Source organism: Streptomyces yangpuensis, from assembly GCF_001005295.1.
Taxonomy (GTDB): Bacteria; Actinomycetota; Actinomycetes; order Streptomycetales; family Streptomycetaceae; genus Streptomyces; species Streptomyces yangpuensis.
In genome coordinates, this window is sequence record NZ_LBMK01000003.1 from 1,180,975 (window position 1) to 1,195,347 (window position 14,373).

11 protein-coding genes are annotated in these 14,373 nt (G+C 72.7%); 6 read left to right on the forward strand and 5 right to left on the reverse strand.

Annotated features, from left to right (window positions below; all coding sequences use genetic code 11):
- The first annotated feature begins 9 nt into the window (after positions 1-9).
- On the forward strand, positions 10-2,442 hold the full coding sequence (locus AAT21_RS20580) for a SpoIIE family protein phosphatase (protein ID WP_046778238.1): 2,433 nt from the start codon (positions 10-12) through the stop codon (positions 2,440-2,442).
- 78 nt (positions 2,443-2,520) lie between these two features.
- On the opposite strand, the gene AAT21_RS34985 is transcribed toward AAT21_RS20580, so the two are convergent.
- The 3 genes from AAT21_RS34985 to AAT21_RS20595 form a co-directional block, all read right to left on the reverse strand.
- On the reverse strand, positions 2,521-3,042 hold the full coding sequence (locus tag AAT21_RS34985) for a hypothetical protein (protein WP_046778239.1): 522 nt from the start codon (positions 3,040-3,042) through the stop codon (positions 2,521-2,523).
- A gap of 1 nt (position 3,043) precedes the next feature.
- Positions 3,044-3,586, reverse strand: a complete 543-nt coding sequence (locus AAT21_RS20590) for a hypothetical protein (RefSeq protein ID WP_046778240.1) — start codon at positions 3,584-3,586, stop codon at positions 3,044-3,046.
- A gap of 90 nt (positions 3,587-3,676) precedes the next feature.
- Positions 3,677-4,792, reverse strand: coding sequence for a CapA family protein (locus AAT21_RS20595; RefSeq protein WP_046778241.1), 1,116 nt, complete (start codon positions 4,790-4,792; stop codon positions 3,677-3,679).
- A gap of 82 nt (positions 4,793-4,874) precedes the next feature.
- Between AAT21_RS20595 and polX the strand changes: the two genes are divergently transcribed.
- Complete coding sequence (gene polX / locus AAT21_RS20600) at positions 4,875-6,602, forward strand: DNA polymerase/3'-5' exonuclease PolX (RefSeq protein WP_046778242.1); 1,728 nt, start codon at positions 4,875-4,877, stop codon at positions 6,600-6,602.
- A gap of 104 nt (positions 6,603-6,706) precedes the next feature.
- Here polX and AAT21_RS20605 read toward each other — a convergent pair whose 3' ends face one another.
- Together AAT21_RS20605 and AAT21_RS20610 are read right to left on the reverse strand one after the other, a co-directional pair.
- A complete protein-coding gene (locus AAT21_RS20605; protein ID WP_046778243.1) occupies positions 6,707-8,128 on the reverse strand; it encodes a glycoside hydrolase family 16 protein in 1,422 nt (473 codons plus the stop codon).
- 198 nt (positions 8,129-8,326) lie between these two features.
- Positions 8,327-8,542, reverse strand: coding sequence for a hypothetical protein (locus AAT21_RS20610; RefSeq protein ID WP_046778244.1), 216 nt, complete (start codon positions 8,540-8,542; stop codon positions 8,327-8,329).
- A gap of 27 nt (positions 8,543-8,569) precedes the next feature.
- Here AAT21_RS20610 and AAT21_RS20615 point away from each other — a divergent pair, with 27 nt between their 5' ends.
- The 4 genes from AAT21_RS20615 (at position 8,570) to AAT21_RS20630 (ending at position 14,343) form a co-directional block, all read left to right on the forward strand.
- Positions 8,570-9,157: a MepB family protein gene (locus AAT21_RS20615; RefSeq protein WP_079025829.1), complete on the forward strand. Its 588-nt coding sequence runs from the start codon at positions 8,570-8,572 to the stop codon at positions 9,155-9,157.
- A 41-nt stretch (positions 9,158-9,198) separates the two neighbouring features.
- Positions 9,199-9,783: a GNAT family N-acetyltransferase gene (locus tag AAT21_RS20620; protein ID WP_046778245.1), complete on the forward strand. Its 585-nt coding sequence runs from the start codon at positions 9,199-9,201 to the stop codon at positions 9,781-9,783.
- Between the two features lie 356 nt (positions 9,784-10,139).
- Complete coding sequence (locus tag AAT21_RS20625) at positions 10,140-11,330, forward strand: exonuclease SbcCD subunit D (protein ID WP_046778246.1); 1,191 nt, start codon at positions 10,140-10,142, stop codon at positions 11,328-11,330.
- 1 nt (position 11,331) lies between these two features.
- Positions 11,332-14,343, forward strand: coding sequence for an AAA family ATPase (locus AAT21_RS20630; protein ID WP_046778247.1), 3,012 nt, complete (start codon positions 11,332-11,334; stop codon positions 14,341-14,343).
- Positions 14,344-14,373 lie beyond the last annotated feature (30 nt).

A 14,373-nucleotide genomic window follows, 5' to 3' on the forward strand; every position in this document is an offset into this window, starting at 1 on the left:
CCTCAAGGTATGACGCACCACGTCGTGCCTCCCGACGAAGGTGCCTCGCCCGAGGTGCTGGCGTTGGCCAAGGTGGTGGCCAGGCTGCGGTCGGAGATCGCGGACCTGGAGGGCATCGCCGCGGCCACAGCCGTGCTGGAGCGCGCCAAGGGCGTCCTGATGGCCCAGACGGGAATCTCCGCCGACGCGGCCTACGAGGAGCTGCTCGAACGCGCCGCCCGGCGGCACCGGACCCTGATGGAGGAGTGCTGGCTCGCGCTGGGCCGGATCCGCTCCGACCGGCCCCCCGCACCCCTGACCGGCCCGTCCCCGCCGCCCGCCACGGCCCAGGACCGGACCCGGCGGCAGCCGGACGCCGGCTCCGCGGTCCCGTGCGACGGTCCGCCCGACGAGGACGGGCTGCGCCCGCTCCTGGCCCGGATCGCGGAGTGCCTGGCCGAGGCGGGCGACGAGGCGGACATCGCGGAGCTGCTGCGGGCCGTGCTGGCCGAGCCGGTCGGAGTGGACGCCGTCATGATCTACACCGTCACGGCCGCGGGCAGCCTGGAACTGACCGGACACGCCGGCATCGACGAGGAGCTGGCCGATCAGTGGAGCCACGTGCCGCCGCTCGGCGGCGTCGCCGCCTTCGAGGCGATCGAGGCGCGGCACCCGGTCTGGCTGGAGGACCCGGTGGCGGACGCACACCGCTACCTGCTGATCGGCAACCCGCCCGAGCGGTGGCCCTCGCGGGCCTGGATCCCCGTGCCGTCCGACGGACTCGCCAGGGCCGCCGTGGGGTTCCTGCGCACCCGGCCCGGCGCCTTCGACCCCGCCACGCGGACGCTGCTGCGCCAGGCCGTACGGCTGTGCGGCGCGCTGCTGCGCGCCTTCGGCACGACCGCGGGCGCCGAGGACGGGGCGGCGATCGCCCCCGACGTCGTGGAACAGGCCCAGCGGATCCTCGACGTGCTGTCCGGGCCCGCCGTGCTGCTCACCCCGCTGCGTTCCCCGGCGGGGGAGATCGAGGACTACCGGATCGACGCCGCCGCGCCGGACTCCGTCGACGTGGCCGGCCGCCGGGGCAAGGAGCTCATCGGGCGGAAGGTCCTGGAGACCTACCCCACCGTGGCGGGGACCGCGCTGTGGGAGGGCTACCGGGACACGCTCGCCACCGGCGCGGTGTACGAAGGCGAGCCCTTCCGCTACCAGGAGGTGGGCGCCGGCTTCCCCCAGGAATCCGTGTACTCCGTCCGGGCCACACGCCTCGGAGGACGCCTGATCGTCTCCTGGATCCGGCACGACACCAGCGAACGGGAACTGCGCAGGCTGGCCGACATGCAGCGGCTGGGCAACCTCGGCTGGGCGGGATGGCAGCTGACGACGGACCGGGTCGCCTGGTCCGACCAGGTCTACGCCATCTTCGACCGCGAGGCCGCCCTGGGGCCCATCGGCCTGGAGGAACTGCCCCGCCACGTGCTGCCGGAGGACCAGGCGAGGCTCGCCGCCGCCGTCCGACGGCTGCTGAGGCTCGGACACCCCGTGGACCAGCCCTTCCGGATCACCACCGCGGACGGCGTACGGCACCTGCGCATCGTCGCGGAGGCGCAGACCGACGCCAACGGCACCCCGGTCGAGGTGCACGGGTTCTTCCAGGACGTCACCGCCCAGCGCGACGCCGAACTCGCGCTGCGCGAGAGCGAGCGGGCCGTCCTCCTCCAGCGCGGCATGCTCCAGGCCGAACGCGCCCTCGCCGCGCGGCTCCAGGCGACCCTGCTGCCGCTGCCCGAACAGTCCCTGGAACTCGCCGGCCTGTGCGTCGGCGTGGCCTGCATACCCGCCGACAGCGGGGTCAACGTCGGCGGCGACTGGTACAGCGCCATCGAACTGCCCGACAGGAGCGCGCTCTTCGTCGTCGGCGACGTGGCCGGCCACGGCCTCGCGGCCGTCGGCACCATGGCCCAGCTGCGGTTCACCGCCAAGGGCATGACCATCACCGGATCGGCCCTCATCGACGTCCTGCGCCGGCTCAACAACCTCCTGCTCCACCCGGATTCGGAGCCGTCCGCCACCGCGACCATGTTCATCGGCCGCTACCAGCCGGAGGAACGGCGTCTCACCTGGGCGAGGGCCGGGCACCTGCCACCCCTGCTGATCCGCGACGGCCGGGGGAGTTTCCTCCCGCAGCCCGACGGCTGTCTCCTGGGCGCCGCCCGCGACTCCGTCTACCGACAGGCCGTCATCGACCTCCTGCCGGGCGACCGCCTGCTGGTCTACACCGACGGGCTCGTGGAGGAGCCGGGCGAGGACATCGGTCTCGGACTGGAACGGCTCGCGCAGGACACCGTACGCCTCCTGCGGGACGGCCTCGACGAGCAACTCGCCCACACACTTGCGGGGCGGCGCCTGGCCAACCGGGACGACATCTGCGTCCTGGACATCCATGTGCCGGACGAGGCGTGACCTTGTCCGGCACATGGGGCACCCGGGGCCGGCGGACGTCCGGGCGGACCGGGCGGTTCAGGTCCTGAACCGCCCGGTTCAGGTCTTGAGGAGACGGTTGAAGAACGAGCGGTAGTGCTGCAGCGCCACCCGCAGATCCTCCGTCGCCACCTGCTCACCGCGTCCCCACTGGCCCTCCAGGCCCTGCTTGCGCGTGGAGAAGCTGCTTGCCAGGTCCTGCATGACCTCCGCCACCAGGGTGTCCGCCGACCGCACGGCGTCCTGCGGATCGTCGACGAAGCGGCCCTGGATCTCACTCCACTTCCTGCGGTACTCCTCGGTGTCCGCCGTGCCGAGGAGCGGTTCCTCGGTGTCGGCGGCCACGTGTTCGCCGGTGTCGGCCCGGCCGGCCGACTCGGCGGTGCCGGCTCCGTCGGTCCCGGCCGGCTCCTCGTCCCGTGCGCCGCCCGGCCGCTCGGAGGTGGCCTCCCCGGGGTAGAGGGGCGCCTGCCCCTCGTCGCGCGCACCCGAATTCGTATCGCGCGCACCCGAGTTCATGATGTCTTCCGTGGTCGGACCGGATTCGCCGGCCCGGGCCTCCTGGTCTCCACGTATCCGCATGTCAACGACTCCTCTGATCCGTCAGAAGTTCTTGGAACAGGGCGCGGTAGTGCACCATCGCCCCGCGCAGTTCCTCCGTGGTCGCCCCGCCGTCGCCGCTGCGCACCTTGACGTCGTGCGCGGCCCGGTAGTGGTCGAGGGTGCGCCCGTGTTCGACGGACAGGTCGCGCAGCCGGCCCTCGTACCCGGTGGTGGGGTAGCCGCGCTCGTCCATCAGCCTGGCGACCAGGTCGTCCGCCTCCGCCACGGAGCTCTCCGGGCGGTCCACGAAGTGTTCCTGGACGTCGCTCCAGGCGTCGGCGTACTCGCGCCGCCGCCCGGCGGGGAGTTCCTTGATGTCGAGCTGTTCGTGCCGCTGTTCACGGGCGCGCAGGTCGCGCTCGGCAGCCCTCGCGCCGCCCTCCTCCTGCACGGTGCGCTCGTACTCGGGGCCGAACCGGTCGCGCAGGTGCCGTCGGCGCGCCGACAGCCACAGCGTCGCGATGATCGCGAGTACCACGACCGCCGCGATGACGATCAGCAGTACGAGTGTGGTGGTGGACATGTCCGCACTCCATTCCGGTGCCTTTGCCTGTGTGTCACGCGGCTGCCCGCACTGCGGTGGGCCAAACCCGGACGTATCCTGCTCGGTCGCTCACCGGGCCGTATGGACGGACAGCGTGTCCTGCGGGGTACGGGACACCGCGGTGCCGAACGTACGGCCGGCGCGGGTGAGCGCCTCGCCGAGCCCGTCGGCGTCCGCGCGCGAGGCGCGGCGCAGCCGCATCCGGTGGGCCTGCAGGGGGACCAGGCTCGCGTCGTCGAGGAGTCCGGTGTCCGGCTCCAGGCGCAGGAGGTACAGCAGCCGGAGGTCGTCCCGGTACTGCTCGTGGCCGCCGATCCCCTCGTAGTCGTCGATCAGATCCCCGCAGCCGTAGAGGACCGGATGCCCCCGGTACACCTCGATCGGGCGCGGATGGTGCGAGGAGTGCCCGTGGACGACGTCCGCGCCGCCGTCGACGAGGGCGTGCGCGAAGCGGACCTGCTCGCGGGGGACGGCGTAACCCCAGTTGGAACCCCAGTGCACGGAGACGACCGCGAGGTCGCCGGACCGCTTCGCCCGCCGGATACGGCCCGTCACCTCGGCCGCGTCCCCCTCCGAGGACTCGTCGACGAGGTCGACCCCGCTCCGGCCGGCCCCGGCCGCCCAGCCGTGGGGGATCCCGCTCGATGCCGACCCGAGGGCGAAGACCAGCACGCGCCGGCCCCCGGGCAGGGGGACCACCGCGGGCCGCCGCGCCGCGTCCAGGTCGCCGCCCGCACCCGCCGTCCGCAGCCCGGCGGCGGCGAGCGCGTCGAGGGTCTCGGCCAGACCGCGCCGCCCGTAGTCCATGACGTGGTTGTTGGCGAGGACGCAGACATCCGGACGGGCGACGGCCAGCGCGGGAAGGTTGGCCGGGTGCATCCGGTAGTGGACCGCCTTCCCGGGCGCGAGGTCGTCGCTCACGGTGACGGAGGTTTCCAGATTGACGATACGGGCATCCGGCGCGGCCGCCTCCAGGACCGGCAGGGCCTCGCCCCAGGGCCAGGTGTACGGAACCCGGCGCGGGACGGCGCCGTTCGCCGCCTCCGCCAGCTCGACGTAGGTGCGGGCATCACGGACGTACGCCTCCGGCAGCGCGGGGTCACCGGGGTGCGGGAGGATCTGGTCGACGCCGCGGCCGAGCATCACATCACCGGCGAGGAACAGCGTCACGAACGCACCGTCCACCCCTCCAGGCTATGCCCCGCCCGCCCCCGCGCCGCACGTCCGTCCGGGTGCCCGCCCCGCACCCGCGGGGCACCCTGGAGGCATGGCACGAGCCAACGACCAGGTCGAGGCGATGCTCCAGGAGTACGCGGACCTCATCGCGATCCGGGGCGGAGAAGCGTTCAAGGCCCGCGCCTACGAAAAGGCCGCCCGGGCCGTCGGCGGCCACCCCCAGGACGTGGCCACCCTCGATGCCGAAGGTCTGCGCGAGATCCCCGGCGTCGGCCGGTCGGTCGCCGGCAAGATCCTCGAATACCTGCGGACCGGCCGCATGACCGTCGTCGACGAGGCCAGGGCCTCCGTACCGGCCGGAGTGCGCGAGCTGATCGCGATCCCCGGACTCGGACCGCGCAAGGCCATGATGCTGTACGAGGAGCTGGGCATCACCTCCGTCGACCAGCTCCTCGAAGCCGTCCACCAGGAACGCCTGCGCGACCTCAAGGGCTTCGGCGAACGCACCGAGGACAACATCCTGCACGGCATCGCACTGCTGCAGAAGGCCGGCGAGGGCCGGATCCTCCTCGGCGCCGCCATGGACGCCGCCGAACAGCTCGTCGCCGAACTGTCCGCCGTCCGCGGCTGTGTCCGGTGCACCTACGCGGGCTCCCTGCGCCGCATGCGGGAGACGATCGGCGACATCGACATCCTGGTGGCGGCCCGCAGGTCGGCGCCGTTCATGGAAGCCCTCACCTCCCTCCCGTACGTCGCCGAGGTCATCGCGCGCGGCGAGAAGAAGACCTCCGTACGGACCGCCACGGGCCTCCAGGTCGACCTGCGCGTGCTCCCGCCCGCCTCCTGGGGCGCCGGACTGCAGTACTTCACCGGATCGAGGGCGCACAACATCCGCACCCGTGAACTCGCCGTGCGGCAGGGCCTGAAGCTCTCCGAGTACGGGCTCTTCGACGCCGAGAGCGGCGAGAGCATCACCTCGGAGACCGAGGAGTCCGTCTACGAACGGCTCGGCCTGCCCTGGATACCGCCGACGCTGCGCGAGGACCGCGGCGAGATCGCGGCCGGGCTGCGCGGCGAACTGCCGGCCCTCATCCAGGACAAGGACATCCGCGGCGACCTGCACACCCACACCGACCTCACGGACGGACTCGCCCCGCTGGAGGACATGATCGCGGCGGCGGCCGCCCGCGGGTACGCCTACTACGCGGTCACCGACCACGCCCCGGACCTCTCCATGCAGCGCATGACCGGCGAGAAGATGCTCGCCCAGCGCGAGCGGGTGCGCGAACTGGACGGCAGGCACCGCAGGATGCGGCTGTTGCACGGCACGGAACTCAACATCGGCCCGGACGGCTCCCTGGACTGGCCCGACGAGTTCCTCGCGGACTTCGACCTCTGCGTGGCCTCGGTGCACTCGCACTTCAACCAGAGCAGGCAGGACCTGACCCACCGTCTCATCCGCGCCTGCGAGAACCCGCACGTCGCCGTGATCGGCCATCCGACCACCCGCCGCATCGGCAAACGCCCGGGCATCGACGCCGACTTCGACGCGGTCTTCGAGGCCTGCGCGCGGACCGGCACCGCCCTGGAGATCAACGCCCACCCCGAGCGGCTCGACCTGTGCGACGAGGACATCCTGCGGGCGAAGCGGTACGGCGTGAAGTTCGCGGTGAACTCCGACGCCCACGCCACCACCCATCTGCCCTACATGCGCTACGGGGTGGGAACGGCGCAGCGCGGCTGGCTGACGGTGGACGACGTCATCAACGCCTGGCCGCTGACACGACTGCGCCGCTTCCTGGACAGGAAGGCCGCCTGACGCGGGCGCGCACGGTGGTGCGCGCCCGCGCCCGCGCCGGCGCCGGCGCCGACGGCCGCGCGCGCAGCTCGGCCAGGGCGGGCCAGGCCGGGGCGGGGCAGTGCTCAGTGACCGAAGTCGAACCAGTTGACGTTCACGAAGTCGGCCGGCTGGCCGCTGGTGAAGGTCAGGTAGACGTCGTGCGTGCCCGTGACCGCGGTGATGTTCGCCGGTACCGTGCGCCAGCTCTGCCAACCGCCGGTGTTCGCGACGGAGAAGCTGCCGACCGGAGGCGAGGTCCTGCTGTCGAGCCGTACCTCGACGAGCCCGCTCACTCCGCCGGCGGCGCCGCTCGCGACCCGGCCGCGGAACTGCGTCGCCGGGGCGGAGCCGAAGTTCACCCCGCGGAAGAGGGCCCAGTCGCCGTTGCCGAGGGCCGCGAGGTTCCGGCCGCCGCCCGTGTCCGTGGATGGCTCGGTCGCCGTGCCCGACTGGCCGTCGTACGACTCGGCCTGGATCGCGGCGTACGCGTCACGGTTGCCGGCCGGCGGGGTCGTGGGCGGCGTGGTCGGGGGAGTGGTGGGCGGGGTCGTGCCGCCCGTCGACCGCAGGACCGACACGTAGTCGACGACCATGGCGTGGCCCGGCTCGGTGCCGGCGTCCGGCCCGCCCCCGAAGGCATCGGGGAAGCCGCCGCCCATCGCGACGTTCAGGATGATGAAGTAGCCGTGGTCCGTGGCGTCGGCCCAGGTCGTCGCGTCCACCTGATCGGCGCGCACCGTGTGGAAGTTGAGCCCGTCGACGTAGAAGCGCATCTGCTCGACGGCGGTCGAGCGGTCCCACTCGACCGCGTAGGTGTGGAAGCCGGCCTGGCAGGTGGCCCCGGGGCAGACGCGCTGACCGCCGATGCCGGATGTCTCGTTGCAGGGGCCGCCGGGGCTCGTGCCGCAGTGCACGGTGGCCCAGACGGTGTTGAGGCCCTGGACGTTCTCCATGATGTCTATCTCGCCGATGCCCGGCCAGTTCCACCAGTTCCCGCGGTACGGGGTGCCGAGCATCCAGAAGGCGGGCCAGTAGCCCTTGGCCGCGGGGCCGGTGACGTTCGGCATCTGGATGCGGGCCTCGGTGCGCAGGGTGCCGCCGGCGGGGGGCTGGAAGTCGCCGCGCCGGGTCTCGACGCGGCCGGACGTCCACCGGCCGGCGGAGTCCCGCCGGGGGGTGATGCGGAGATGGCCGGCGCCGTCGAGGGAGACGTTGGCGGGGTCGGCGGTCATCGTCTCGATCTCGCCGGTACCGAAGTTGGCGGGGCCGCCGGGGTAGCTGGTGCCGGTGGTGTACTGCCAGTCGGCGGTGTCCACACCGGAGCCGGCGGGCCCGTCGAACTCGTCCAGGAACACCTGGGACCAGCCTGCGGGGGTGGGGGGAGCGGCGGCGCTCGCGGGCAGCACGACGCCCGTGGCGGCGGCCGCCACCAGGGCCGTCGTACCGACGGCGGCCAGGACGGCCCGTCGTAAGGTCGCTCGTTTCCTGCCGGATGTGTCGTGCATGGGTGCCCTCTCTGAAGCGCGCGGTGCGGCGCGGGTGCGGGGGGACGTAGAGCCGGGTCCACCATTCTGAGAGCGCTCTCAGAACGGTGGCCACTGTGCTCTGCGCCCCCGCGGCCGTCAAGAGCCGCAACAGGCGTCTCCCCGCCGGGTGCGACTCGGCGGGGAGACGGTGCAACGGGGATTCGGGAGAGCGGCCGGTCAGTCGAGGTGGCCGAAGAGGTCGACGACGACGTGGGCGGAGCCCCAGCCGAGGTTGGCGATCTCCACCTTGCCGTCGGCGCCGACCGGCACCGTGACCAGCTTGGCGACGGTCCGCCCGCTCGTCCGGTTGAGGTTGGAGGAGCCGGGGCGGGCGCGGTGATCATCCGTCGCGCAGAAGTTCCCCTGCTGTGGACGCCCAATCGATTCGTTCAACTGTTCGAGATCTGGCAGGATGGGGGCATGGTGACGGAACGCGAAGTTCACGAAGCGGGTGAATGGGGCGACGTGGGCGGAGCGGGTGAGGCCCCTTCACGGATCCCGGACGACCTGCTGCGGGCCAGGGCGCTCGTGTACGACCCGGGTGGGTTCACGTGCTCGCGGCCGGAGCCCGAGGCGGAGAGTGCCGACTACGGGGCGTGCGGATTCACCCTGGACGGCCTCGCGGTCAGGTTCCGGGTGGCCCGGACGACCCCGACGAAGGCCGGTCAGTTCGTCACGGTGTGGAAGAGGTCCGCGGGCGGGCCGATCCAGCCCTTCGACGCCGCGGATCCCGTCGACCTGTTCGTCATCAGCACCCGCGAGGGCGATCGGTTCGGGCAGTTCGTCTTCCCGCGGGAGGTGCTGCGCGAGCGGAACATCGTGTCGACGAACGGCTCGGGCGGCAAACGTGCGTTCCGTGTCTATCCGCCGTGGGTGACCACGACCAGCCGTCAGGCCGCAGCTACGCAGGCCTGGCAGGTCGAGTACTTCCTCCGGCTGTCAGGGGACGAGCCGGTCGACACCGCCCGTGCGTACGCGCTCTGTCACCCTGCGGTGGGCAGCCCTTAATACGTTGTCACCGGCAGCCGGGCTGAGGGAGCATCCGGTGCATGGAAGAGCCCGCCGAGAGTTTCCGTTCGGAGCTGGTCGACCTGCGCCGGTGGCGCATGAGCGACCTCGACGCCCTGGAACGGGCGATCCACGAGTCACTGGACCATCTCGTGCCGTGGATGCCCTGGGCCGCCGATCCCGGCAGGCGGCAGACCGCCGCGTTCCTCACCCGGGTCGACGAGGAGTGGGAGACCGGGCGGACCTACGCCTACGCCATCACCCTGGACGCCGAAGTGATCGGCGGCTGCAGCCTCATGCGCCGCATCGGGCCGGGCGCCCTTGAGATCGGCTACTGGATCCACTCCGCCCGGACCGGACGGGGCCTGGTCACCGCGGCCGTCGCGGGCCTCGTCGGCCAGGGCTTCCGGCTGGCCTGCACCGACCGCGTCGAGATCCACCACGACGTCGCCAACCACGCCAGCGGGGCCGTGGCGCGGCGCCTGGGATTCACCGAGGTGGAGCGCGTACCGGCACCTGAAGGCCCGCTCACCCCGGGCGAGTCGGGGACCGACGTCATCTGGCGCATGACGGCGGACCACTGGAGGACACGGACCGCAGAGGCCGCCGCCCGCCGGGCGAGCTGACCAGCGGCAGCCCGGGAAGGAAAGGACGGCCGGGAGGCGGCCGTCATCTCCTTCCGACGTGGAGCGCCCGGAGTCGCTCGCCGCCGTTCTCCGGGCGGATCCGCTCGGAAGCCCGGACCCGTTGGCCCGGCATGAGCGGCAGGCTCCTGGTCTCGAAGCGCTCCAGCTCTGAACTGCCGCTCAGGTCGGTGGTGGTGGGTCCTTGTCCGGTCACGGGTCTCGGGCTTTCAGGGTTCTCCTTGCCCGCCGGCCAAGAGGGGAAACCTTCCTGCAGCCGCCGCCGGACCGGTGTGCGCGGTTCCGCCTATCGGCAAAACCGTCCGTGAAGCGCATCCGTGCGGTTACGGTCTGTGCCCATGAGGTTCCTGCACACTTCGGACTGGCATCTGGGCCGCCGGTTCCACGGAGAAGACCTGATCGACGCCCAGCGCCAAGTCCTCGACCACATCTGCGAAACCGTCCGGGCCGAGCGGGTGGACGCCCTGCTCGTCGCGGGTGACATCTACGACCGGGCCATCCCCGGCATCGACGCCGTGCGCCTGTTCAGTGACGCCCTGCACCAGCTGGCGGATCTCGAGATACCCACCGTCATGATCAGCGGGAACCACGACTCCGCGCACCGGCTGGGCGTCGGGGCCCGCCTGCTGGCCCGGGCCCGGGTGCACCTGCGGACCGACCCGGCCGACGTCGCCACCCCGGTCCTGCTCGAGGACTGCCAGGGCCCCGTCGCCGTCTACGCCGTGCCCTACCTCGAGCCCACCCTCGTACACACCCGGCTCGGCGCCGAGACCGCCTCCCACCAGGCCGTGCTCACCTCCGCCCTGGACCGGATCCGCGCCGACCTCGCCGCCCGCCCCGAAGGCACCCGCTCCGTCGTCCTCGCCCACGCCTTCATCACCGCGGGCGGCACCCCGGCCGGCGAAACCGGCAGCGAACGCAACATCAGTGTCGGCGGCGTCGCCGACGCCGATGCCGCCGTGTTCGACGGCATCGGCTACACCGCCCTCGGGCACCTGCACCGTGCCCAGCGGGTCACCGACCGGGTCCACTACAGCGGTTCGCCGCTCGCCTACTCCTTCTCGGAAACCGGACACGACAAGTCACTGACGCTCGTAGACCTGCCGGGTGATGCCGAGCCCAACGCCGTGCCCACCGTCACCCGCAAGCCCTTACCTCCGGACCTGCGGCTCCCACTGGCCCGCGTGACGGGCCACCTGGAGGACCTGCTGACCGACCCGGCCCAGGAGACCCTGGTCGAGTCCTGGCTGCACGTCACCCTCACGGACACCGCCCGCCCCTACGAGCCGATGGCCCGCCTCAAGCAGCGCTTCCCCCACACCCTGCACATCGAGCACACCCCCGCGGTCGTCCCCGCCCAGGCCACCGGCTCCTACGGCGAGCGACTGCGGGGCCGGGGCGACCTCGACATCACCCACGACTTCGTCACCACCGTGCGCGGCACCGGACCCACCGACGAGGAGAGCGCGCTCCTCCAGGAAGCGATCGACGACTCCCGCATCGGCGCCCAGGTGAAGGAGACGGTCTGACATGCGCCTGCACAGCCTGCACCTGCAGGCGTTCGGACCCTTCGCCGGCACCCACACCGTCGACTTCGACACCCTGACCCGCGACGGGTTGTTCCTCCTCCACGGTGACACCGGAGCCGGCAAGAGCACTCTCTTCGCGGCCATCTGCGTCGCCCTCTACGGAGAGCCGCCCACCGACCGCAAGCTCCAGCTGCGCAGCGACCACGCGCCCCCCGGCCTGCTCACCGAGGTGACGCTCGACGTCACCCTCGCCGGAAAGCGCCTGCGGATCCGGCGCGTTCCCGCCCAGCAGAAGCCGAAGGTCCGCAGGGAGGGAACCACCCAGCAGTCGGCCGAGACCCACCTCAGCCAGTGGTCCCCGGGCCCCACAGGACAGGGCGAGTGGGAACCGCTGAGCAGGTCCCACCGGGAGGCCGCGGACGAGATCAAGGCCCTGCTGGGCATGAGCCGGCAGCAGTTCTGCCAGGTCGTCCTGCTGCCGCAGAACGAGTTCACGAGGTTCCTGCGAGCCGGCGCCTCCGACCGCAAGGACCTCCTCGGCAAGCTCTTCCACACCCACCGGTTCGGATCCGTCGAGAACTGGCTCGCCGCACGCAAGAACGCCCTCGCCGCACAGCGCGACGAGGCCCGTACGTCCGTCGTGCACCTGACCGAGCGCATCCAGCAGGAGGCCGGGGAGGAGCTCGAACCGCACCAGGGCGCTCCGTCCGCCGCCGACCCCGCCGGCCTGACCGGACCCGCTCTCGCCTGGGCCACCGCCCTGCATGCCAAGGCCGTCACCCACGAGTGCGACGCGGCCACCGCCGCCGGGCTGGCGCAGGAGGAGCTGACCGTCTTCCGGGACGGCGAACACGCCGTACGCGAACTCGCCGCCCGGCAGGAGGCCCACCGCCTGGCGGGCGACCGGCTCAAGGCCCTGGACGAGCAGGCGGACCGGCAGGCCGACCTCGCCCGGCAGCGGCAGGAGGCGTTGCAGGGGCAGAAGGTCGCCCCCCTCCTGGAAGCCGCGGCCACCGCGGCCGGCCGGCACGCCGACGCGCAGGAGGCCGAGCACCGGGCCCGTGCCGCCCTGGGCCCCGAGCACGCGACCCTCGACGCCGCCGGACTCACCCGCGCAGGACAGCGGCTGCGCGCCGACATCGGCGCACTGCACGCCCTGCTGCCCGACGAGGCCGCCCTTCAGCAGCACCGGACGGACCTGTGCAAACTGGACGACGAACGCCAGGAGCTCGTACAGGATCTGAGTGACGCCCAGGCGTGGCTGGACGAAGCACCTCAGCAGCGTACGGAGCTCCGCGCCCGCATAGAGGCCGCACGCACCGCGGAGGAGGCGGGCCGGGGGCACACCACCGCACTGAACCTGCTCGACGCCCGCGCCGACGCGGCCGAACGCCGTGACGCGCACGTCGAGCGGATCGGCGAGGTCGGTCGGGATCTTGCACAGGCGCAGCGCGCGACGGGCGAGGCTGCCCGGGAACACATCGGCATCCGGCGCAGGCGCACGGACGGCATGGCCGCCGAACTCGCCCTCGGTCTCGTCGACGGGGAACCCTGCGCGGTCTGCGGTTCACCCGTCCATCCGGACCCGGCGGCCCCGCACCCCGACCAGCCCACGGCCGCCGACGAGAAGGACGCCGAAACCCGCCACACGCAGGCCCAGCACACCGAACGGGAGCTCCAGGACAACCTGCAGCAGCTCCAGCAGCAGGCAGCGGCGGCCCGCGGCGAGGCGGGCGGGGACACCGCCCTGGCCGATCTCGTCGCCGAACGCGCCGCGCTGCGGGACCGCCTGGCGGCAGCCCTCGAAGCCGCGGCCGACAGCGGCCCGGCGACCGAGGAACTCGTCGCGCTGGAGCGCCGGCACGCCCAGACCGACGAGGCCCGGACCGCCGCGGCCACCAGGCTCGCAGCGGCCGACGCCGCCTACGAGGCCCTCGCCCAGCAGGTGGAGGAACTCGACCGGAAGATCACCGGCGCCCGCGCCGACGACCCCACGCTCACCCTGCGCATCGCCCGGCTGACGCGGACGGCCGACCGTCTCACCACCGCGGCCGAACACTGCGGGGCCACCGTACGCACGGCTGCCGAGCACGAGGAGTCGGCCGGGGCCGCGGATCGGGCCGCCCGCGCGGCCGGCTTCGACTCCCTGGAGGCCGCCGCACGGGCCCGGCGCTCCGACGACGAGCTCCGTACCCTGCAGGAAGAGATCGACCAGTGGCGCGAACAGCGCGCCGTGGCCACCGCACGCCTGGAAGAACCGGGCATCGCGGCGGCCGCCGGGCTGCCGCCCGCCGACCCGGAGGAAGCAGCCGGGCGGCTCGACGCGGCCACCGCCCGCCACACCGCTGCCGCCGCCCGGGCCGCACACGCCGCCGCCCGTGCCCGCGCCCTCGCGGACCTGCTGGCCCGGCTCACGGACCAGGTCGAAAGCCTCGAACCGGCCGAACGTGCCCACCGTACGGTCGACCACCTGCACGGTCTGATCAACGGGACCTCGCCGGGGAACCGGCTGCGCATGCAGCTGGAGGCCTATGTCCTGGCCGCCCGCCTCGAAGAGGTCGTCGCGGCGGCCAACACCCGCCTCACCCGGATGTCGGATCACCGCTACACCCTGGTCCACTCCGACGTCCGGGCCTCGCACGGAGCACGCTCCGGCCTCGGCCTGAAGATCACCGACTCCTGGACGGGCAAGGAGCGTGACACCGACACCCTCTCCGGCGGTGAGTCCTTCTTCGCGTCGCTCTCCCTCGCCCTCGGCCTGGCCGATGTCGTCACCGCCGAATCGGGCGGCCAGGCCCTCGACACCCTGTTCATCGACGAAGGGTTCGGCACCCTCGACGAGGACACCCTCCTCAAGGTCCTCGACGTCCTCGACGACCTGCGTGCGCACGACCGTACGGTCGGAGTCATCAGCCACGTCCCGGAACTGCGACGGCGCGTCACCCACCGCCTCCACGTCCGCAAGACGACCACCGGCTCCACCGTGGCCCTGCTGACCGAGGCGGAGCAGTGACGCCGTCCGCCCCGTGCGAGGAGGACACGG

Coding starts and splice junctions, on each gene's coding strand:
- AAT21_RS20580 (WP_046778238.1), top strand. CDS start 10: ATGACGCACCACGTCGTGCCTCCCGACGAAGGTGCCTCGCCCGAGGTG.
- AAT21_RS34985 (WP_046778239.1), bottom strand. CDS start 3,042: ATGCGGATACGTGGAGACCAGGAGGCCCGGGCCGGCGAATCCGGTCCG.
- AAT21_RS20590 (WP_046778240.1), bottom strand. CDS start 3,586: ATGTCCACCACCACACTCGTACTGCTGATCGTCATCGCGGCGGTCGTG.
- polX (WP_046778242.1), top strand. CDS start 4,875: ATGGCACGAGCCAACGACCAGGTCGAGGCGATGCTCCAGGAGTACGCG.
- AAT21_RS20605 (WP_046778243.1), bottom strand. CDS start 8,128: ATGCACGACACATCCGGCAGGAAACGAGCGACCTTACGACGGGCCGTC.
- AAT21_RS20615 (WP_079025829.1), top strand. CDS start 8,570: ATGGTGACGGAACGCGAAGTTCACGAAGCGGGTGAATGGGGCGACGTG.
- AAT21_RS20620 (WP_046778245.1), top strand. CDS start 9,199: ATGGAAGAGCCCGCCGAGAGTTTCCGTTCGGAGCTGGTCGACCTGCGC.
- AAT21_RS20625 (WP_046778246.1), top strand. CDS start 10,140: ATGAGGTTCCTGCACACTTCGGACTGGCATCTGGGCCGCCGGTTCCAC.
- AAT21_RS20630 (WP_046778247.1), top strand. CDS start 11,332: ATGCGCCTGCACAGCCTGCACCTGCAGGCGTTCGGACCCTTCGCCGGC.